Raw genomic sequence first — 21,051 nt, 5'->3', positions numbered from 1 at the left:
TGATACGATCCTGCCCCCTACCGGAATCTACCCCACATATGCCAAGGCGTCGTCCAGATCCCGCACCGTGGCGCGGATGAACTCACCACCCTCCTGCACCTTGTCGAAGACCAAGAGCTGGGTCTCCACCGAGGTGCCGAGCTTGCGATACACCTGCCCCGGGATCGTCAGCGCGAGGCGTGGGGTCAGGAGCCCACAGGCACGTGCCCAATGCGCGGCATCACGCTTGGCGCTGAACCCAGGCGGCATAATCGCCACCAGCCGCCCCCCGGGCGCGAGGCGCTTCGCGGCAGCGATGAGATGCTTGGCCGCGATGTGTTTGTCTCGGGAGCGATCGACCGATGAGGCGAAGGGCGGGTTCATCACCACGACGTCGGGTAGAACCGGCGACTGCAGCAGATCGTCGATATGCTCGCCGTCATGGCCCGTCACCTCGCCGCCGAAAACCGCGCGCAGGAGGCGCTGGCGAAAGGGGGCGATTTCGTTGAGAATAAGCGCGGCACCGGCCCGGGCGGCGAAAGCAGCCAGGGCACCGGTGCCAGCCGAGGGCTCCAGCACGGTCTCGCCCTTGCGGATCGCTGCGGCCCGCACCGCCATGGTCGCGAATGCCAGCGGTGTGGAAAACTGCTGCAGCCGGATCTGCTGCTCTGACCGGCGCGTTTCCGTCAGAAGCCGTGAGGCAAGCAGCTTTGCGGCGGCGATGTCACCTTCCGCGCCGTCCCCACGCAGCAGCACCTGGATAGCCGCAGCCTGCATCAGGTCATAGGCCATGCGCCAGTCCCACGCGCCACTGGCATCGCTGCCGCCGAACGCCTCCCGCATGATATGGGCAAGCGCCGAACTGCGCAGGGGCTGGTGATCAATCTCCGCTCCCATCTGCCTCAGAGCGGTGGAAAGATCGGGATCGGAGACGGTAAGAACAGGGTTTGTTGGGGTTGGCTTGGCCATGGGGTTTGTCCTTTGGATCAGGGTCTGAGTTCCAAAAGACAAAAAGCCCCCTCTACACTTTGTAAGAGCAGAGAGGGCTCGAAGGAAGCGCCGGTGCTTGATGGTCTAGTCGTTCAATTCTCCTGCCCCGCCAGGAACTCCGCCAGCACAGGACTGGCCGCGACCTTCGCGGAGCTGAGCAGCTCCGAGCCCGCAAGCGAGGCCTTCGACAGGCGTACGAGCCCACCGGTTTCCTCGATGCGGTAGCAGCGGCGTTTCTGCCGGCCCCGCCTGTAGTGCGTCGCGGTGACGATCTGGCATGTACTGCCATCGGTGAGCGTCACGGGAGCGGCGAGCCTGATCTTGTCGCCTTCCTGGTAGTCTGGAATCGACGCCCAATCCCGGCAGCGCTGGCGCCAGTCCTGGGCGTAGCTGTCCGGGTTTTTCAGGTCGGAGAGAAGCTCGATCAACCCAAGGGGGGCACGCGACTCGTTCGGGCAAGCGCTTTCCTCCATATCCTTGTAGCCCCAGCAGCCGTCATCGTATCGGGTGAGGAAGACAGCCCCGAACGTGATGGAGCCATCCACATCGGTCACATAGGTCGCGTCTTCGACAGCGGTGCCGTCGAGATTGGTGACCCTTGCCGCCGCATACCAGGTGGAGCCGACCTTGCAGGCTTTGACCAGTTCGGTTTTGCGCGTGTCGCCCTCAAAGGTGCAAAGCCGGGTGATCTCTGCTTTCTCATCCGCGTAGGTTTTGACGCGGCGGTCGGTGTAGAAGAGCCATCCCATCAGGCCGCCCTCCGATCATCGAGTTCCATCAGCGCATCGAGCGGCACGCGGTAGGGCTGCATGGCGTCGAAATCCTCGCAATTGCCGCAGTTCTGCACGATCGCGAAGGTATCGCAGGCATCCTTGAGGATGACCCGGAAGGTACCGCCAAGACCTGAAGGCACCTCGTAGGTCCCGCCGATCAGATAGTCCGAGGCCCGGCGCACGAAGACGCGGATGCTGTGGCCATCGGTGGCGAGCCGGATCGCCCCCTGCCCCCGATCGATGAGCGCCTGCACATCGTCAAGGATGTCCGTGTAGAACTGGCCGGTCATATCGCGAAACGCCATGCGGCGCTGCGCCATCCAGTCGGCGTCCCGAAACGGGTTCATGCCGTCGGCAAAGGCGAAGGAGGGATCGGCCTGTTCGGTGGTGACGATACGGGTGGTTGTGCCGTCGATGCCGTTCGAGCGCAGATGCACGCCATTGCCGACGATGAGGATCAGGGCCGGCCTGTCCACGGGCCCGTTCCAGTTGGGCAGGAAGGTTTTGCAGGCGCGCGCATGGGCGATCTGCGCCGCGACAGCGGACGCGGAGAACTTGAGAATAGCCATGGGGATGTCTTTCGGTTGGGTATGAGAAGATCGACCCGCGCAGGCGTCATGGCTCGCGCGGGTCGCGTGAGGACTCAGGCCGCTTGCGCGATCTCGCTGTCAGGCTCGGGGGTTTCCGCAGCGGGCTCCGCCTCATCACAGGCGACACCGGCGGTCTGCATCATAGGTGGGCACCAGGCGGCCACGGCAGCGCGCTGCGCTTCCGTGAGCGTGGCGAAGGGCTCGGCAAAGAGCTTGTCGCAGAAGGCCACAATCTCTTTCTTGCTGGACGAGGCCAGCGTCACCGCCTCCTGGGCCAGACCCAGATCCTCGCCGAGGATCTTCAGGAGCCAGGCCTTCTTGAAGCGGTTGAAGAGCGCCGCATTCGGCATCCAATGGGCGCGGATATCGGGCATGATCTCGATCTCGAAGTCATGCATCAGGCTGTCACGCTGCCGGTCCCGGGCAAAACAGGACTGCGTGGTGCTGGCTGTCGCATAAGCGACGAGCTTGGCCTTCTCCCCTGCCTCGAGCGCGCGAAACGCCGCGAACTGATCGGCGGGCGGGCGGGTGTCATCGCGCCAGGACAGATCAAGCGCATCATGCGCCGCGGCCACCTGCTCGAGCGAGGTCTCGTCGATCTCGTCCATCTTGGCGTGGTTGCGGTATTCCTTGCGGGCCTCGATCTTGATCGCCTGCGTGACACTCATGCCGCTGGCCAGAACGTCACTGACCAGCTTGAAGAGCGTCAGATCGAGCGTGGCTTCCGGATGCAGCGCCATCGCGGCCCCGAGGGCCATGGCCCGCTCGGTCTTGAGGTCCTCGGCCAGTGAGGCCGGGTAGGTGATTTCGCCGGCGTCTGGGGCCTCCTCCCCGGTCGGGCTAGCCGAGGAGCCGCGCGCGCCCTCCTTTTTGACGGTGTCCTCCGGGCGGACGAGGCCCACATGGAGCGTGATCTGCCCGTTCGACCAAGACGCAATCACGCCTGCACGGGCGAGATCCTCGGCGCTGTAGGCCTCCTGCAGATCGCGGGCTTCGTCTTCCAGAGCGTCCACGCGCTCGTAAAGGACATTGTAGGCAGCGTCCTCGAGCCCCTCATCCTCCATCTCGAGCTGCAATTTCTCAAGCTCGGCGGTGATCTCATCGATGCGCTTTTGCGCAGCCTCATCGGGCTCGATCGGGCCGGGATAGACGCGGCCGTAGTCGGCCATGGTCGCGTAATCATAGCGGACCATCGCATCGGCCCAGGCAAAGCCCAGCTTTATGCGGGCCTCTTCGGCGGCGGCACCGAGCTTCTCGAGCAGGATGGTTTCGACCAGCGCCGCATCCTCAAGCACGGAATGCTCATCCAGCAGATCGGCTGCGACGGCGCCGCCGCGCGCCTCGTAGTCTTCGCGCACGAAAGCCCCGATATCGTCGCTGACCTGCACGCCGCGGGACTTGAGCGCCTGGCGGACTGTATAGGCCTGCAGGTAGCTATCTTCCTTGGTGAGCGCCTCGAAGACCTCGCGCTGCACCTCCTGGCTCGGATGCTCCGCAAAGGCCTTCATCGTGTCGAGCGTGATGGTCTTGGCCCGGGCCGCGGCGCGGATCTCGGGGTGGATCAGACCGTAGCGCAACCGGCCTTTCACGGCCGCCACCGTGGTGCCGAAGGTCTTGGCGATCGTCTCGGGCGTCTGGCCGTCGACTTCCATCATCCGGGCGAAAGCCTCGAACTCGTCGATGGCGTTCATCGGCGCCTGGGTGATGTTCTCGGCGAGCGACAGGGCAGTGGTGACGTCGCAGTCGTCAGGGACAAGCCGACAGTCGACCTTGGTTTTCGCAGTGAACCCCTTGCTGGCATTGTCCGCGACCAGCTCCTTCAGCGCGGCATGGCGCCGGCCACCGGCGAGGACAGCATATTTGCCGTCAAGCTTCTGGACCAGGAGCGGCTGGAGCAGGCCCAGCACAGCGATGCTCGCCTTCAGATGCGCGATGTTCTCGGGCTCATAAGTTTCCGGGGAGTTGCTGCGCACGTTGGCGGGATGCGGGACCAGATCGCCGATGGCGACGGTGAGGGGGGCAAAACTTGTGGTCATGGGATATCCTTCCAGATGGGTTAGGTGTGGCCCGCGCCTCTACGCGCGGGACCAATCCCCGGCTTCGGGGATCACCACGAAAAAAGGCCCGCTTTGCCTTTTTTGGGGGCAGCGGGCCTTAGTCGTCTGAGATGTCACGGGGAGGCGTCCCTTGCCCTTCTACCAGTCGCGCGCCAGCATGACGGTCAGTACGCGCATTGTGGTCACGGGATTGCCCGGGGTCTCGGCCCCGTAGCGGAAATCCGAATCCGCTTCATAGAGATCGATTTTCCAGAACACGGTCTCGCCCCGGATCTCGACCGCCCCGAAATCATGCCATCCCTCGGGATCATTGTCCTGCTCAAAGGTGGTAAACTCACCGGTGGCTTTCACCGCCTCGGCCATAAAGCCGTCACCGGCCTCCATGAGCGAGCGGGTGACATGCATCCGGCCTTGGATGGGCTGCGCGGGCGGCACTCCAAGGCACGCGAGCTTGCGGAACGCGTCGTTCTGCGCGGCGATCACACTCGGATCCGGGCATTCTGTCTGGGGCTGTGCAGTGATGGTCATAGGGCTCTCCTTTGAGAAGTTGAAACACCCTTCCCAAAGCCTGCTTTTTCTTTTCTGCTTGTCGGAAGGACCGAAGCAGAAGGTGCCCTACCCGAACAGCCCCTTGGGTCTGTAATTCGAGTTGGGGATGGTTTCGATCCAGCCGCCTTGTTCTTTAATGCTCTCGAGCGCTGCCGAGAACGGATAAGCGCCCTCGGACTGGCTCCACCAATAGGCACCGCGCTTGAAGGTGATGATCTTGCGGCGGCCGTCGTTGAAGCAGGCCACCCGCAGCGTTTTGGGTTCCTTACGTGACATAGGAATCTCCGTTCTCCATGTGGTCAGGCGGCCTCGGCGCTGCGCCCTGCCCTGCCCATCTCCGATCTGGCGATCAGATAGTCGCAGGCGCGCTGCGCATCCGCGGCGTGCTTGAAGATCGCACCCTTGTCCGACCGAAGAACGCGCAACCAGTTGTGGAGGTAGGCGGCATTCATCTCGAGCGTATGCGCCGTGAAGCCGAGCGTCTGACCCAGGAACACCGAGGTCAATTCCGCGACGATCTCCTCGCGCGCATAGGACGTGTTGCCAAACTTCGAGAACCCGAAATCACGGTTCAGTCGATGGGGGGCTTTCGTGGCATGGGCCAGCTCATGGGCCCAGACCCCGTAGAAATTGCGCGGGTCCTGGAACCGCGTGATGGATGGCATGTAAACCTTGTCCACGGGGGGCAAATAGTACGCCTCCGTGCCCGTGAAGACGGTTGTGATGTCGATGGCGTCGAAAAACGCCTGCATGTGCGGGATGGGCTCGGACGGCGGATGCTCGGGCACGGGCTCCGGATCGGGGAAGAAGCTGTCGGGCAAGCCCTCGATCTGGCAGGCATTGAACACGCGGTAGGATTTCTGAAAGCGAAAAATGCGGGCTTCCTCGGAGTGATCATCCCCGTCGCTGCGGTCACGCTCATCGCCGCCCGCGTCTTTCCGGCTTTGACCGTAATAGACGACGACAGAGGATTTCTCACCCTTGCGGACCTTTGCGTCCAACGCATTGGCCTGCGGCAACGTCATCCAGAAGGGAGAGCTGTGGCCCGCCATCACGGTCCGCATCGTCAGCAGGAAGTTGTTCACTCCCTGGTAGGGTTCTCCGCCCACGCGCAGGGGACGAGAGCTGCCACCTGCGGTCCATGGCTTGCGCCACGGCAGGACGCCGCGCTCGATGATGCGGATGATTTCGTTCGTGATGACCTCGGAGGCATCGAATTTGGGCGTGCGGGATCGGGCCATGGCTGGCCTCCTTTCGAGTGTTGGTGAGAAGATTGGGAGTCAGGTTGTCTGACGGGGCCGCGGATCATTGGCGACCTTCGCGCCAAGCTCTTCGACCATGTCGATATAGGTGGTCAGTGAAACGGACCTGGCGAGCCCCGAAGGGGCAGCGTCGACCGATCCGTCCCGCGCCACGCACGGCAAGTTCGCGAAGGCGATGACGTCACGGACGGGTCGGATATCGATGAACGGTGTCCCTCGCACGACTGCAAGAGCGGCCAAGGGAAAGCGCTCGATCGGCGCGAAAGTCGACACTGTGGTCCAACCGAGATGGAGGAACGTCCCACCCTCCCCGCAGATCACGTGCGCGTTTGGCAGAGTCGCAGCCTGCGTGAGATAGCCGAGATCGCGGAGAACGGCTTTCCGCTCGAGCCGCCGTGCCAGCTTCGTCTCGCCGGTTCGGCGCAGTTCTCTATGCCGCCACCAAGAGGCAGCGGTCGCGCGCAACACGCGCAAGACACCTGTTTGCATGGGAATGCCCTTCATCAGGAACGGCAGACCGGAACCCGGCCCGGACCCATCTGAGGGACCCCAAAGGCCCTCATCCGTCAGTCACAAAACCCGAAGAACACTTTCACTTTCTCCAGCCCCGTTGGGCACACAACAAAACCGAAAAGCCCGGCACATCTGCCGAAGCCATTGATTTCATGCAGCAATTCCAGACCGGCACCCAAGATCGGCAACACATATCGGCAAAACCTTGCCCGCGGCTCCGAAATGTGTATGTTTTTCAATTACTTTGTAAACATAGAAGATCGGCAAAAATGCTGGAAACACCCGCCAGAATCGAACCCTGCTTCTTCGAAGAGCATATTCCTACAGAATTGGCAGACCTTTCGGTCGACATCCAGAGGGAAGCCACCGGGCTGGGCCAAGGACTGCATCCTGACAGCGCAGCCGAACTTGCCGATCTTGTCCGCGTGATGAACTGCTACTACTCCAACCTGATTGAAGGACACAACACACGCCCTCGCGACATCGAAAGGGCGCTGGCTGGCGCCGAGCTTGAGGAAGAAACCCGCCCTCTCGCCCTTGAGGCCCGGGCCCACGTCATCGTTCAACGCGGCATCGACGAGATGCATCGCAAGGGCACCCTGCCCCGCCCCACATCTGTCGAATTCCTGACTTGGGTCCATAAGAGCTTCTACGACGAGATGCCGGATGAGTTTCGGGTCATCGAACATCCCGACGGCACACAAGAGCCCATCGTTCCGGGACGCATGCGCCAGGATGACGATCGGGAAGTTGCGGTCGGGCGCCACCTACCTCCTTCATCGTCGCGCGTCGCGGCATTTATGGACCATTTCGACAATCGGTTTCAGATTGCGGCGCGGTCTTCGAGTGGACGGATCATTGCGATCGCGTCTGCACATCACCGGCTGAACTACATCCACCCTTTCCCTGACGGCAACGGGCGCGTCAGCAGACTGATGTCTCATGCCATGGCCCTCACAGCCGGGATCGGCGGCCAAGGGCTCTGGTCCGTATCGCGTGGGCTGGCCCGCGGGCTGATGGATCGGGGTGAGTACAAACGGATGATGAATCTTGCGGATAGTCCCCGACGAGGAGATCGGGACGGGCGCGGCAATCTTTCAGAGGCGGCATTGAAAACGTTCAGCGAATGGTTCCTGAAAGTGACGCTCGACCAGATCACGTTCTCGGCAAAGCTGTTCGATCTCGGCGGACTGGACCAGCGCTATCGTCGTCTTGTTGCGGATACCATCGATGACAAACGCGCACCCGATTTGATTTCGGCCGTTCTTCGGCATGGTGCACTGGAACGTGGTGACGCGCAGATTGTGCTCAAGACGTCCGAGCGTACCGCTCGGAACACGCTGAGTAAACTGACCGCCGCCGGATACCTGACTTCCGCCTCGCCGAAGACGCCCGTACGGTTGGCGTTTCCGTTGGATTATCGAGAGAGGCTCTTTCCAAACCTATTTGGAGATGGTGACCTCCCACAATAACTCTAGGGATTTTGGGTGTAATGCCTGGCCGCCGATTTCTTCCATGGGCTGCGAGATTTTCATCAAGGGTTGCTCGTGTGTCACTTGTCCACCGCGGTGGACATCTGCTGGCCTGAGATAAACTGAAGAACCACCACGCGCCGCTAGGTGCGTTTGGACAATTTTGGTTGCCACAAGCTCCGCTTCTCGTTCGAAGTCCACCGCGGTGGACATTAGACAGTTCGCTCATTGGTTTCGGACAGTCGCTTGATCAAAGCTAATGGATCAAATTGGTTTTGCCTTTGACCCAGGGTGATACTGTGAAAATACGCTCCAAAATCCCTGATGCGTTTTCCAAGCTGTAGCATGATGAAGATCGCGCATGACGCTTTCTGAGCTCCTACAGCATTCTTGGCTTTCTCAAAAGTTTCTGGGTGAATGCCCATCATGGGTGCAAGTGTTCGAGCATGGTTTTCAATGTCAAACCAGTTTCTAAGTCTCTCTGTGGAGAACGATGTCGCCTGATCGCAGACTGAGGTCAGCAAGTCTGGTTTCAGGATCTCATCGCCTATGTTGCTATCTAAATCTTTTTTTTCTTCTTTAGACTTAGATTGATGCCGGACAGTTTGTCCGTCATTGGCGGGCAATTCCATAGTTTCAGGCGGGTCATCCGGGGTAGACAAACTCTGGCATTCTGCATCTGTATTGGCGAGCAGAGCGTGGTATTCGGGGAGGCTCAGCTTCCTGCGTAGAGCTTTCCGTGCGTGGTTGATGAATGTGTTGCTAGGATCGTGCTCTTCTAAATGGGCGAGCTTTGTAAGGATCTGTTTGCGGACAAATATCCGATCTCGCCGGTTATTCTCCATCTCTTGCGCGATGGCTATAAGCTCGCTCGCACGTTGGAGCAGGGGCGTGAGAGACAATCCATAACTGATGCACTCCCCGCCGGATGAGCGAACGCGGTAGCGCTTTCGGTTCGAGCTGTCATTGCGCTTGATGAATCCGAGTTCAACGAAGCGGTTGATGTGCCTCCGGAGTGTCCGTTCGTCGATTCCGCCAACGCGCTGGCAAAGTGAATTGTTAGACGCAAAAACCGTTTCGCCATGGCCAGGTTTCAGAAAACTGAGCATTGCTTGAAGTGTCTGTATGTGGCCAGGACGTAGACCAAACACGCTGCGTGCATCTCTCAGGGCTCTGAAGATGGTCCAGACGTCGGTTTCAGATGGGGGAAATGAGCCGCGGGTTTCATTAGCACCTGCGGCTTCGATCGAGAGTTTTGTAAATGCCATGGCTTGTTCACGACGACCGTTCGGCCCACAACTTCCCCGTCTCTTTCCTCGAATTTTCGCGGAAAAAGGCAAAAAATATCAGTCCACCGAATCGGTGACTCTTGACCGGTATGCTGGAGGTTGCTACATCAAAGATGCTAATCAGATGATGAGGGCTCTCCAGGGGAAACTTTGGGGGGCTCTTTTCTTTCGGGTCTTCGCTTTTCTCCTCTGCTCGTGTTGCTCTGTGTGGCCTGGGTTAGGACCCAGAGCCTCTCTCATTCCGCCACTGTGCGAAGAGTTGCAAAAGCGTAGCTTCCGCGTGCTCTTCGAGCCATTGGCCGAATTCTGGGTTGTCCTTCTTGGTGACCTTGAGAGCGATCGCCTTCTCATTGATTGTCAGCGTGCCCAATGAACTGCCGTTCTCATCATTGATGACCGAAGTCAGCCCACGATTGGGCGGCTTCTTTTCGCTACGTGCTTTGCTCGAGCAAGCTGAATAGACCGCTTGGAACTTTTCGGAACTAGGAGTGTCGTCGGGCAGGGCGGCGAGCGCCTCTTTGGCGATGTCCACCAAATCTACCTTGACCGATAAGGCAGCTAGATCACCCCACTGCCGTCGTCCGATCCCATGTGCTGGCCCGATGAGTTGAACAAGACCGTCTGGCAGTTGTTCTATGACGACCCTGTGGTTGGATACGCCTTGCCGGGTCAGACCTAGAGCATCTTGAATGACACCGGGTTTGTACCCGGATTCTTGCATCTCTCTGATAAAAAGAGACTTTTCTATAAAAGACGGATCAAGCCTGAGGTTGTTCTCCTGGCCTTGAGCGATCAGAGATGCGTCATCGTCCAAGGTTCGAACAATTGCCTTGACCGTTCCACCGACCTTACGGATCGCCGCAAGCCTGCGGCGGCCGTAGATGATGCGGTATCTGTCCGGTTGGGCTGATGGACGGACCATGATGGGCACTTGTTGGCCATGCTTGCGAATGCTCTCGGCCAACTCATCGATACTGGAATCTTCCAGAACCAACCGATCGCGCAGCCCATCCATGTCAATCTGATCGGGTTCGATATCGCGAATCGAGTTTGCTGTGATCTCGCGCAAAGAGTCGCGCAATCCTCCAACAGATCCCGGCAGCTTTGCCGCTTTTGGCGGGGTAGGGGAGGGGGCTCCGCTCTCCGTCTCATTCCTTGGAGGCTGGTTGAAGATGTTTCGGGCCATCAGCGACGCCCCCATGCCATTTGGATCGTCTGCTCTAGCTCATCACCAACGCCATTCACGCTGGTCAGGGCGCGATCAATTGTCTTTCTGATGAATTGGCTTGGATCGACTTCGTAGACGGTCTGCTGGGTCATCCCCGCGTCGGAGATCGCCGTAGACTTCAGCATCGGCTCTGTCATGACCTGACCTGCCAGAATTGATCTCAGGTAGCCTGCCATTTGGGTCTGCGGACCGTCCGACGGTTCATATCTGGTAATCAGGAATTTGACAAAATCCCATGTGACACGCCGACCGATGGCTTCCTCCACCGCCTTGACCGTTTCTGAAGCAAGTTTCAGAAATTGGCTCATGGATGCGATGTCAAGCATGCCAGGTACCACGGTAACCAAAAGCCCCGTCGAGGCTGCCAGCGCAGTCAGGGTTAGAAACCCAAGCTGAGGGGGGCAGTCGATCAGGACGATGTCGTAGTTTGCCTCAACCTCTTCAAGCGCCAAGGCGAGGCGCTCTGCAAAGATGGGTTGTACGCGACGGGCGAGAGCGTTTGCGGTCTCGGTTTCGTACTCCGAGAGCATCAAACCGGCGGGCACCATGTCGAGCTTATGGAAGTAGGTTTTTTGGATGACGTTCGAGAGAGGAACTTGGTCCTCATATCTCAAAGCATCATAGATTGTGCCGCCATCTGCGAACTCAAGCTCGGGCCGAAAGCCGAAAAACGTGGTCAAACTTGCTTGCGGATCGAGGTCTAGGACCAGCACGCGGTAACCGCGCAAGGCATACCTTTGCGCAAGATGAATCGTTGCTGTAGTCTTTGATGAACCGCCTTTGAAGTTGACGACGGATATCACCTGGAGACGATCGCCATCACGTCGACCTGGGCGGTAGCTTTCTGCGTTCTTTCCAGTGCGTCCAAGAACATCGCGCAACTCATCAATCTCTTGGGCTGTGTAGAACCGGTGTCCGCGGTTGTCTGTATGCACTTCCGGGAAGCTGCCGTCCTTGTGCCGGTTGCGCAGGTTAGATGTGCTTACGCGCAGGAGGCCGGCGACTTCGGTGGAACTGAAGCGGCGTAGGGACTTTCGTTCTTCGGGTTCGAAAGCGATCTTCATCTGGCGATCCAAAGACTCAGCCAGATTGTCGGCAAATGCTCCGATATCGGAAGAGCCTATGCCTTGCGTGTATCCAATGTTACGATCATCCATGTCCTGCCGCCCACTCTACGGCCTCTGTTGAGGCTCTTAGTCATTCTGACGGTGTACAGCGTGTCTGACGCGTTTTGCCGTCAGAATGGGAATGCCACGATCCAGTGAGTCCGGCAAGAAGAATCTAAATGTAGTGTGAAAGTTATCCACAACACCTATAGGTGTTGTCGTGTAAAAAACTCAGCAAGCCATTGATATAGATATATTAAATGCAGATCTAACCGAATCGAGCCGCTACTCTGTTGAGTTGGCACATTAGCAGCTAACCCCAAGCAACTAATGGCACTTTCTGCCTCCTGCGGAGTTTTCTCCCGGTGAAATTTTTTGGATTCGGGTCAGAAGCTACATCTGATCTTGGCTCGATTCGTACGGCATGAGGCCAAGTCGTTCCGCCCGCTCCAACAGCATTTTCACCGAAGACGGCTGCCATCTTGTTCGGCCACGAGGCGTGCGTTCGCGCATAGATTCCAGCCGTTCACAGATCGCTTGAAGCGTGATGTCGGGATCTGCGCCCTTGATGCCAGCAATAATGGCGGGCAGGCGATCGTCCGTTTCGCGGCGCCCGGCGCGGGCCAGCACCTCGGTAGGCAGGAAGCCGTCGCGGACATAGGCCTTCACAGCGCGCAAGAGACGGCTTTGGGTCCAGCGACGCGCCTCGGGCAGGGGGCCGTTGATGATGCGCACAACGTCTTCCCAGGCCAAGTCGGGGCGCAACCGGCGCACATGGGGCACCCAGTCTTGAGCCGTCTCGTTCAGCCGCTCCATGTAGCCGTCTTGCCGCGCGAGCCGCACCTTGCGTAGCGCCGCTGGATCGCGGGCGCGTAGGCCCGGGTTCCCGCCGACCCGGCCCTTAGTACGGGCACTCGCCAGCCCCGCCTTGGTACGTTCGCGGATCAGCGCCCGCTCAAACTCGGCCGCGGCGCCCAGAACCTGAAGCGTGAACTTGCCTTGCGGGGATCCGGTGTCGATCGGGTCCTGAATGGAACGAAAGAACGCCCCCTTGGCCTCCAGCCGTTCGATCACCTCCAGCAGATGTGAGAGAGACCGCGCCAGCCGGTCGATCCGAACGACAACCAGCGTGTCGCCCTTGCTAATGCGCTCCAGCAAGCGGGCAAGCACTGGCCGCGCACGATTGCCGCCTGAGGCGTGTTCTTCATGGATTTCGACGCATCCCACAGTTTGCAGGGCCTCGGACTGGGGCAGGGGGGTCTGATCCTCTGTCGATACGCGGGCGTAGCCTATCAGGGGCATGAAAACGGGCTGTTTGCAATTTAAGGTATCGCAATTAAACGACCGTTTGATAGTTTGTTCAGAATTGATCGATCCAACTTGCGTGGTCAATGCGGTTTTCATGGATGTGTTTGGACGCATTCCGATATGTATTCACTGCTCATCCCTGCGACTCGCTTTCTAGTGCAGACATGTTTGCGTAGGTTGGTCTTTTTTCCCTTGAAGCTCCAGTTGCTAGAAGTTCTATCGACGTGTAAAGCGAAGCTATAAAAAACCGACCGCGTAGGAGATAAACCAAATATGTTGACGAGACGCCATTTCATCGCGACCAGCGCAGCTGTGTTCTCTGCGCCGATTTCAAACCCTGTGTTTGCCAGTACATGGCCAACGACATCGCAAAAGGCGGCTTGGGATGCGCAAGTGACACCTGCAAACTTCGATCTCGAGACGTCGAACCCTTGGGGATTGCAACCGCGCTTCCTGCCACGTCGGGTTGAAGCCCGGTCTGGTCTGACACCCGGCGACATTCATGTCGATGCGGTCGCGCGGTATCTTTATCATATCGAGGAAGGCGGCACCGCGATGCGTTACGGCGTGGCGATTGCCCGCGGCAATCTTTACGAGCCGGGGACCTACTCGATCCGCCGAAAGGTGGAATGGCCACACTGGACACCGACCAAATCGATGATCGAGCGCGATCCGTCGCTTGAAAAGTATGCAAATGGCCAGGAACCAGGCCCGCAAAACCCATTGGGATCTCGCGCAATCTATTTGTTCGTCGGGCAGCGTGACACATATCTGAGGATACACGGATCACCGCAATCCAGATCAATTGGTGGGCGCGCCAGCTCCGGATGCGTTCGCATGGTTATGGCGCATATCAATGAGCTTTATCCCCGTGTTGCTATCGGCTCCACCGCATTCCTTTATTCGGCGGAAGACAGTGTCACGGCCCGCAGCTAACCTTCAACTTGACGGTCAGGCCCGTCGAGCCGCCAAAGCTACGCTGCCGGCTTGACGCAGATCGGATTGCCGCCCGATGTCCTGAGCGGCAGGAGCGTGTCCTCGACCGGCCCGGAATGCATGTACCAATAGCAATTGTCTGCCGGCCGCAAGCGTGCGGTCGAGAGATCCTGGTTTGGAGCCGCGAGCGCCACGATTTGCTCCGGGACCGGCGGCAGCGCACCCGAGCCTTGTGAATTCGAGAGGGTTTCCGAGCAGGCTCCGAGCGCCACGCCGAGAAGGATAAAAATTGCGATCCGTGTGTACATAAACTCACTGTCCTGCTGCTTTGAATTCTTAGATGCGTCTTTCTCGCATCCGACGGCATGTGGTGCAACGCAAAGGCAAGATCACAGGCGAATTTCCTGAGGAAAGTGATCGAAACTCAATGGTTTCGACCCAAACCGCCTGCGATCACCCCATTAACCACGCGGCTACATGGAAGACCGAACTTTTCTCTTGAACCTCTAGTTGCTGTAGGGCGTATCACCTCCCTACAATAGCGAATCCGAGGATGATCCATGCCACATGACGGTGCTCAAAACAGCCAAGACCATTCTCCCGTATCTGAGGGCGCGTGCGGCAGTTGTTGCGGAGGACAGGCCATTGAGCCAACCAACGTTCGAGCCTCGGACGGCCGCAGTTTCCATGTCAGCGGCCTGGATTGCGCCGAAGAGGTCTCGATCCTGAACCGGGTCGTCGGACCGGAAGTTGGTGGCACGGAGTATCTTGCGTTTGACGTCATCAATGCGCGGATGACGGTTCTGGATGGCGGGACGAACCCGTCTTCGGACAAGATCCTTCAATTGGTTGCGACCACCGGGATGACGGCCAAACCCTGGGATGCCGAAGATGCCAGCGCGGATCAGGCCGCACATCTGAAAAAACAAAAACTGTTCACGTTGCTTAGTGGCGGATTCTGGGCGGCAGGGTTCATCTACCACGTCATTGAGACTGGGTTCGGCGGCGCCATCGGATTGTTCTCGGGCCATGGTGAAGCGCCGATGCCCATTGCCGAAGCAGGGTTGTTCGCAATAGCGATCCTCTTGGGCGTGTGGCTGGTCGCACCCAAAGCGTGGTCGTCGGCGCGTCGGCTTTCTCCGGACATGAACCTGTTGATGGTGGTCGCCGTGGCCGGGGCCATCGGGCTTGGCGAGTTTTTCGAGGCCGCGACGGTCGCGTTCTTCTTTTCGCTTTCGCTCTATCTTGAGAGTTGGAGCGTGGGGCGCGCGCGCAATGCTGTGTCAGCGCTTCTCGACCTCGCACCACCGACAGCCCGGGTGCTCTATGACGATGGCTCAGAGGCCGACGTTCCCGCCGCGGCTGTAGCTGTCGGTGCGCGGTTCATCGTGCGAGGTGGCGACCGTATTCCGCTCGACGGGGAAGTTGTCGACGGGGCAGGGGCCGTCGATCAGGCCCCCATTACGGGTGAAAGCGCCTTGGTGCCAAAAGAAGCGGGCGATGATGTCTACGCCGGCACCATCAATGGCGAGGGCACTTTAACTGTACGGGCAACAAAAACTGCCTCCGACACGGTCTTGTCCAAAATCATCCGCATGGTAAGCGATGCACATTCACGCCGCGCCGAGGTTGAACAATGGGTGACGAAGTTCGCGCGCATCTACACACCGGTTGTAATGGGGCTGGCCGTTCTAATTGCCTTGGTTCCACCGCTTGTCGCAGGCGGTGACTGGGGCTTTTGGTTCTACAACGCGCTGGTTCTGCTGGTCATCGCCTGCCCTTGTGCCTTGGTGATCTCAACGCCGGTTTCTATTGTCGCTGCCCTTGCGGCCGCAGCGCGCAATGGCGTGTTGATCAAGGGCGGGGCCTATGTTGAAGCGCCGGGTCGCACGACGGCGCTTGCGATGGACAAGACCGGCACGATCACGATGGGAGAACCGGAAGTCGCTGCGGTCTATCCGATTGGCGAGACGTCCGAACGCGACCTGCTTAAGCGCGCCGCCGCGCTTGAAGCAAGATCGTCACACCCGCTGGCCCGCGCGATCCTGAGCCGTGCAGAACAAGACGGCCTCTCCGTTTCCGCAGCCGACAACACACGCACCGTGCCGGGCCGCGGCCTCGAAGGAGACATGGGCGACCAGTCCATTTGGCTGGGGTCAGACCGATTTGCCGAAGAAAAAGGGTTCGGGTCCGCAATTCCATCTGATTTGCGCGACCGCATCGAAGGGGCAGGCAACACACTGGTCGCCGTTGGGGACGCGGCTGGCGTCAGCGGCGTATTGGAATTGCGCGACCGGATCCGGCCTGATGCCAAGGGCATCGTTGCCCGCTTGCACGCACAAGGCGTGAAAAAGATCGTGATGCTCACCGGCGACAACACGGCCACGGCAAAGGCTGTGGCTGCCCAAGTCGGCATCGACGAGGTGCGCGCGGAACTGCTGCCCGAGGACAAGGTCACCGCCATTGAGGAACTGGTGACACAATATGGCACTGTCGCGATGATCGGGGATGGTGTGAATGACGCTCCGGCGATGGCGCGCGCGCATTACGGCATCGCTATGGGAGCCGTGGGATCCGACGCCGCAATTGAAACGGCCGATATCGCGCTGATGACAGACGACATTGGCAAAGTGCCATGGCTTATCGGGCATTCCCGCCGGACCATGGCAATTATTAAGCAGAACATCGGGCTGTCGCTTGCGACCAAGGCTGCATTCGTGGTGGCAACAGCCTTCGGCATGGCCTCGATGTGGGGCGCGATCGCGGCCGATGTTGGCGTTTCCCTTCTCGTTGTCGCCAACGCCTTGCGGTTGCTGCGCGCGCGCGACAACGACGATGAACCGCGTGGTGGCGATGAGGTTGGCGAAGAAATGGCAAAGGCGGCACTGGCGCACGGTCACTAGCAATGTGACTGGCAAGAACCAGTGGGAGCAGGCGGTTTGCAACTGTTAGATTGGATTGAACGTTGGGTGCAGACTATTGCCCCTCGGTCAATGGTGCCCTGACCGACCAAAGCGGCAAATGGTCCCGCCGTAGCTAGAGTTCGGTCTGTCTGGAACTACCGACCTTATCGTACCCTGAACCGGCAAGGGCAAAAAAACCGCCAAATCCTCAAGGGTTTTGCCGGGGTTTTGTCCAGACTAAGCAATTGACCTGGCATGGGGTGGGTTAGGGCAGAGCAGCAAAAAAGGTCGCTTATGTCCCGCGATAATTGTCACAAGCATCAACACCTTCTGCGACCACATCGAGAAGGACGTCCACATCATTCAAGAGAGCTGTAATGCGCGGACTGCTTATACGGTAGCGGATAAAACGTCCGTCGCGGTCGCTGGCGACAAGCCCACAATCCAGAAGGCACCTGAGATGGTTGGAGACGTTTGGCTGCAATAACTTCGTGCACGTCACAATCTCATGAACGGCCAACGGCGCTTCGCGCAAGGCGTCGAGGATCGCGAGGCGGCTTGGGTCCGCAAAACCGCGAAACAGCTTCGCTCTTCTCTCAATAGCGGTTGTCCCACTATTGCAGCAGGCGACAATTTGGTCCATATCACTACTCACTGATATATTATTTCTTTTCCCACTTTAGCAGGAGAACTGCGATCATGGCCAACGCAGAAAGCGCGATAGCAGATATCCCATCCTTCCGTTACCGCGTTTCCGGTATGGATTGCGCCAAGGATGCCGCCCAGATCGAGCGGGCGGCGCAATCTGCAGGTATCGCGCCTGACGCCGTGAAAGTGTCTACTGCAACGCACATAATGACTTTGACAGCTCCCGAAGCGCGCTTGCCGGAAATTGAAAAAGCCGTCGAGACAACAGGGTATGGGTTTGACCGCATCGAGAGCGACGAAGATATTCAGCAAGGTGCGGCCCATCAGGACCCTGGCTATCGCCGCGCGCTCTGGATCGTTGTGATCCTGAATGTTGGTTATGGCGTTCTTGAAATGATCGGCGGGTTCATTGCCGGGTCACAGGCCGTGAAGGCCGACGCGTTGGATTTCATCGGCGACGGCGCAATCACCTTCCTCGGCCTGTTGGCCATCGGCTGGAGCCTCGCTTGGCGAGCGCGGTCGGCCCTGATCCAGGGCATCTTCCTCGGCCTGCTTGGTCTTGGAGTCTTTGGCACGACCATCATAAGGGCATTCGAGCCGACAACCCCAGACGCCACTTTGATGGGGATTCTGGGCCTGATTGCTCTTGTGATAAATGTCATCTCCGTGCTGCCGTTGCTGCGGTACCGCAAGGGCGACGCGAACATGCGCGCTGTCTGGCTGTTCTCGCGCAACGACGCCATCGGCAACGCCGCAGTCGTTATCGCCGCCGGGCTGGTGGTTTGGCTAGGCAGCGCATGGCCCGATCTCATCGTAGCCGTCGGGATCGCCGGACTGTTCCTGCACTCGTCATGGGCGATCATCCGCGACGCGCGGGCCGATCTGAAGGCGGTGGCATGAACAGCCGCGTTCTCGGTGGGCTTTGCGCCATCGCCGCGTTTGGTGTTGATCAGGGCACCAAGGCTCTTGCCCTGAACTCCCCGGCGCTTGAGAACGGGGTCGAGGTTCTGCCCTTTCTCAACCTCGTGCGGGTTTTGAACGATGGGGTCAGCTTCGGTATGCTCGGCGGGGTCGTACCCTGGTGGGGTCTGGTCGCACTTGCTGCCGTGGTCGTGGCATGGCTGCTGATCTGGCTGTGGAAGGCTCCGGACAGGCTGACAGGTGCGGCGCTCGGTCTGATCATCGGAGGCGCGCTTGGCAATATCCTTGACCGTCTGCGCTATCAGGCCGTCCCTGACTTTCTCGACTTCCATTACGGGTCATACCACTGGCCGTCCTTCAACTTGGCTGACGTGGCGATCTTTTGTGGGGCAGCATTGCTGTTCTGGGACAGCTTTCGCACCTCGAAAGTCAGGCCGGAAAATCGGGAACAAGACAATCGCAAGGGAGATGTCACGGGGGGATAACAGCTAACAGGCAAAGAACTTTGGGAGGGAATTCGGCTTGAGATTTTTGGATTGGATTGACCGTGGCATTCGCGGCATCGGCGTCGTGACTGCGTGGCTGACAGTTGTTTCGATTGCTGCTTATGGCGCGCTTCAGATGCTGGATCGCAAGCTACAACTTGGCGTGTCAAGCTATTTGCCCGACCTGTCCACGTCACTGCTGTTCATCCTGATTTTCTTGACCTTTGGGTATACCTATCTGCGCGACGGTCACGTGCGCGTTGATGTTCTTCGCAGACATTGGTCCGCCCGCCGCATTGCGTGGATCGAACTGATTGGCGGCCTTTTTGTCCTTCTGCCGCTCGCCGCCATCCTGACCTACTACGGATGGGACGGTTTGATGCGCACCACGAAATTCGCGGAAACCCAGTTGTGGGCACAACGCATTGCCGGGGTCATCGGCCCGATCTTGCTGGCTCTTGCCGGGATGATTGTAGCCCTTCGCAACATCGCCTTTCTGACAGGGAGACGTGCGCAAGGTGCACCGGAACAAACAAGCGGCCTGCACAATGGTGAATGAGGTCTTCACGGTTGCCATGCTTGTCGTGATGGCCATCGGGGTCTTCAGCGGCTTTCCGGTGGCTCTGGTGCTCGCGGGGACAGGCTTCTTGGGGTTTGTCGCTGCGGTTTGGGTGGGGATCACTGATTTTCAGCATCTGGGGCTGATCTACCTGCGGGCCCGTGGTGTACTGACCAATGAATCAGTCCAATTCACCAGCGTTCCAATGTTGATTTTTCTTGGCCTGATCTTGAATGCCAGCGGGATTGCCGAAACCATGTTTCGCTTGCTGGGGCGTCTTCTGACAGGCGTTCCCGGTCGCTACGCCATTGCGACTTTGCTGATCGGCCTCGTTCTTGCGCCCGCCGCCGGGGTGATCGGTGCTTCCGTCATAACTGTGGCGTTGGTGGCCTATGCCCCGATGATGGCGTCGGGCTACGCACCGCGAACCGCAGGAGGCGCTGTCGCAGCTTCTGGAGCATTGGGTGTCGTGTTCCCGCCAGCCGTGATGCTGTTCTTCATCTCGAACGTGTTCTATCTGCGCATCGGATTGATGTATGTGGCCCTCATCGTACCTGTGCTTCTGATGGTCATGGCCTTCGCGGTCTACTTTGCGGTCACCTTGAGAAAAACGGTCGAAATCCCGCTGGACACACCCAAGACCAATCTTGTGTCAGACCTCTTGTTTGTACTCGCGTCTGTCGCGGTCATCGCATCCATTCCGCTCAGCATCATTCTGGGCTTTGCGACACTAACAGAGGCGGCTGGAGTAGGGGTTTTTGGCGCGCTATTGGTCGCGCTGGCGCGAAAGCGCTTGTCTTTCTCATCGTTGAACTCTGTCACGGTGCAGACAAGCACGATGACGTCGATGGTCTTCTTCATCGTATTGGGCGCATCGGTATTCTCGCTCAGTTTCCACCTGGTCGGTGGACCGGACGTCATCTTCGAGTGGATATCCGCATTCGATCTCACCCGGTGGGAACTGTTGGCGATCCTCCTTGGCGTGATCATCATACTTGGGTTTGTTTTTGACTGGATCGAGGTGCTGCTGGTCTTTGTACCCGTACTGATGCCGATTATTTCAGAGCTCGACTTCGCAGATCACGTCGGCTCTGCCTACTTTGCGCAGATCTGGATCGCTGGCCTGATTGCGTTGGCCTTGCAAACGTCCTTCCTGACGCCTCCTTTCGGCTATGCCCTGTTTTTTGCTAAGATGGCGGCACCGAAGGGTATCAACCTATCCGATATCTATCGCGGAGCGGTACCTCTTGTTGCCATTGAGATTGTATTGATCGTGGCGCTGATCTCGTTTCCTCAGCTTATCACTTGGCTGCCTGAGATGGCCCTTGGGACCGCAGATATGCCGCAGCTGATACAGCGGTGACAGATGTTGCATACTTTGGGTATCGGCTGTGATTGATCCTATTGGGAGCGAAATTGCTTGAACCTCTAGTTGCTAGAGGTTGTAACATGTGTGTTGAGCTGTGGAGGAGCTAGACTTGCG

At 58.8% G+C, this 21,051-nt stretch carries 20 protein-coding genes and 1 pseudogene; 7 read left to right on the top strand and 14 right to left on the bottom strand.

Annotated elements, in window-relative coordinates; translation table 11 throughout:
* Positions 1–33 precede the first annotated feature (33 nt).
* The 8 genes and pseudogenes from PFRI_RS05505 to PFRI_RS05470 form a co-directional block, all read right to left on the bottom strand.
* Positions 34–948 (bottom strand): annotated as a pseudogene (locus PFRI_RS05505) (SAM-dependent methyltransferase); the annotation flags it as partial.
* A gap of 113 nt (positions 949–1,061) precedes the next feature.
* Positions 1,062–1,718 carry a DUF6927 domain-containing protein gene (locus PFRI_RS05500; protein ID WP_072629726.1) on the bottom strand — a complete coding sequence of 219 codons (657 nt, stop codon included), beginning with the start codon at positions 1,716–1,718 and terminating at the stop codon, positions 1,062–1,064.
* Entirely contained in the window at positions 1,718–2,311 is a 594-nt protein-coding gene (locus PFRI_RS05495) for a regulator (RefSeq protein WP_072629725.1), read from the bottom strand. Before PFRI_RS05495 ends, PFRI_RS05500 begins: the two co-directional genes overlap by 1 nt.
* 74 nt (positions 2,312–2,385) lie before the next feature.
* Complete coding sequence (locus PFRI_RS05490; RefSeq protein ID WP_072629724.1) at positions 2,386–4,368, bottom strand: ParB/RepB/Spo0J family partition protein; 1,983 nt, start codon at positions 4,366–4,368, stop codon at positions 2,386–2,388.
* 159 nt (positions 4,369–4,527) lie between these two features.
* Positions 4,528–4,917: a DUF3768 domain-containing protein gene (locus PFRI_RS05485; RefSeq protein ID WP_028288612.1), complete on the bottom strand. Its 390-nt coding sequence runs from the start codon at positions 4,915–4,917 to the stop codon at positions 4,528–4,530.
* 87 nt (positions 4,918–5,004) lie between these two features.
* Complete coding sequence (locus PFRI_RS05480) at positions 5,005–5,214, bottom strand: DUF6330 family protein (protein WP_072629723.1); 210 nt, start codon at positions 5,212–5,214, stop codon at positions 5,005–5,007.
* A gap of 23 nt (positions 5,215–5,237) precedes the next feature.
* The gene (locus tag PFRI_RS05475) at positions 5,238–6,179 is read right to left on the bottom strand and encodes an ArdC family protein (protein ID WP_072629722.1); all 942 of its coding nucleotides are present in this window, start codon (positions 6,177–6,179) and stop codon (positions 5,238–5,240) included.
* A gap of 39 nt (positions 6,180–6,218) precedes the next feature.
* The gene (locus PFRI_RS05470; RefSeq protein ID WP_072629721.1) at positions 6,219–6,704 is read right to left on the bottom strand and encodes a hypothetical protein; all 486 of its coding nucleotides are present in this window, start codon (positions 6,702–6,704) and stop codon (positions 6,219–6,221) included.
* 278 nt (positions 6,705–6,982) lie between these two features.
* Here PFRI_RS05470 and PFRI_RS05465 point away from each other — a divergent pair, with 278 nt between their 5' ends.
* On the top strand, positions 6,983–8,185 hold the full coding sequence (locus tag PFRI_RS05465; protein WP_072629720.1) for a Fic family protein: 1,203 nt from the start codon (positions 6,983–6,985) through the stop codon (positions 8,183–8,185).
* A 212-nt stretch (positions 8,186–8,397) separates the two neighbouring features.
* Here the strand turns inward: PFRI_RS05465 and repC are convergent, their stop codons facing one another.
* From repC to PFRI_RS05440, 4 genes are all read right to left on the bottom strand, one after another.
* A complete protein-coding gene (gene repC / locus PFRI_RS05455) occupies positions 8,398–9,453 on the bottom strand; it encodes a plasmid replication protein RepC (protein ID WP_072629718.1) in 1,056 nt (351 codons plus the stop codon).
* 238 nt (positions 9,454–9,691) lie between these two features.
* Positions 9,692–10,660, bottom strand: a complete 969-nt coding sequence (repB, locus tag PFRI_RS05450; protein WP_245812275.1) for a plasmid partitioning protein RepB — start codon at positions 10,658–10,660, stop codon at positions 9,692–9,694.
* Complete coding sequence (repA, locus tag PFRI_RS05445; RefSeq protein WP_009807965.1) at positions 10,660–11,859, bottom strand: plasmid partitioning protein RepA; 1,200 nt, start codon at positions 11,857–11,859, stop codon at positions 10,660–10,662. Before repA ends, repB begins: the two co-directional genes overlap by 1 nt.
* A gap of 342 nt (positions 11,860–12,201) precedes the next feature.
* A complete protein-coding gene (locus PFRI_RS05440; protein WP_072629847.1) occupies positions 12,202–13,110 on the bottom strand; it encodes a recombinase family protein in 909 nt (302 codons plus the stop codon).
* 279 nt (positions 13,111–13,389) lie between these two features.
* Here PFRI_RS05440 and PFRI_RS05435 point away from each other — a divergent pair, with 279 nt between their 5' ends.
* Positions 13,390–14,052 (top strand): L,D-transpeptidase, encoded by a 663-nt coding sequence (locus PFRI_RS05435; protein ID WP_037207721.1) that lies wholly within the window; start codon positions 13,390–13,392, stop codon positions 14,050–14,052.
* Between the two features lie 38 nt (positions 14,053–14,090).
* Here the strand turns inward: PFRI_RS05435 and PFRI_RS05430 are convergent, their stop codons facing one another.
* On the bottom strand, positions 14,091–14,360 hold the full coding sequence (locus PFRI_RS05430; protein WP_072629716.1) for a hypothetical protein: 270 nt from the start codon (positions 14,358–14,360) through the stop codon (positions 14,091–14,093).
* Between the two features lie 252 nt (positions 14,361–14,612).
* Between PFRI_RS05430 and PFRI_RS05425 the strand changes: the two genes are divergently transcribed.
* Positions 14,613–16,955, top strand: a complete 2,343-nt coding sequence (locus PFRI_RS05425) for a heavy metal translocating P-type ATPase (protein ID WP_072629715.1) — start codon at positions 14,613–14,615, stop codon at positions 16,953–16,955.
* Positions 16,956–17,247: 292 nt separating this feature from the next.
* Here PFRI_RS05425 and PFRI_RS05420 read toward each other — a convergent pair whose 3' ends face one another.
* On the bottom strand, positions 17,248–17,598 hold the full coding sequence (locus PFRI_RS05420) for an ArsR/SmtB family transcription factor (RefSeq protein WP_058314138.1): 351 nt from the start codon (positions 17,596–17,598) through the stop codon (positions 17,248–17,250).
* A 56-nt stretch (positions 17,599–17,654) separates the two neighbouring features.
* Here PFRI_RS05420 and PFRI_RS05415 point away from each other — a divergent pair, with 56 nt between their 5' ends.
* Genes PFRI_RS05415 through PFRI_RS05400 form a run of 4 tightly spaced genes read left to right on the top strand, consistent with a single transcriptional unit; the run spans position 17,655 to position 20,931 of the window.
* Positions 17,655–18,503, top strand: a complete 849-nt coding sequence (locus PFRI_RS05415; RefSeq protein WP_072629714.1) for a cation efflux transmembrane domain-containing protein — start codon at positions 17,655–17,657, stop codon at positions 18,501–18,503.
* Complete coding sequence (lspA, locus tag PFRI_RS05410; RefSeq protein WP_058314162.1) at positions 18,500–19,009, top strand: signal peptidase II; 510 nt, start codon at positions 18,500–18,502, stop codon at positions 19,007–19,009. The genes PFRI_RS05415 and lspA overlap by 4 nt, the downstream gene beginning before the upstream one ends.
* 37 nt (positions 19,010–19,046) lie before the next feature.
* Positions 19,047–19,568 carry a TRAP transporter small permease subunit gene (locus tag PFRI_RS05405; RefSeq protein WP_245627122.1) on the top strand — a complete coding sequence of 174 codons (522 nt, stop codon included), beginning with the start codon at positions 19,047–19,049 and terminating at the stop codon, positions 19,566–19,568.
* Positions 19,528–20,931, top strand: coding sequence for a TRAP transporter large permease (locus PFRI_RS05400; RefSeq protein WP_245812273.1), 1,404 nt, complete (start codon positions 19,528–19,530; stop codon positions 20,929–20,931). The genes PFRI_RS05405 and PFRI_RS05400 overlap by 41 nt, the downstream gene beginning before the upstream one ends.
* Positions 20,932–21,051: the final 120 nt, after the last annotated feature.

This window comes from Planktotalea frisia (assembly GCF_001890925.1).
Classification (GTDB): Bacteria; Pseudomonadota; Alphaproteobacteria; order Rhodobacterales; family Rhodobacteraceae; genus Planktotalea; species Planktotalea frisia.
The sequence above is the reverse complement of the archived record's forward strand: the minus strand, read 5'-3'. Positions and strand labels throughout refer to the sequence as shown.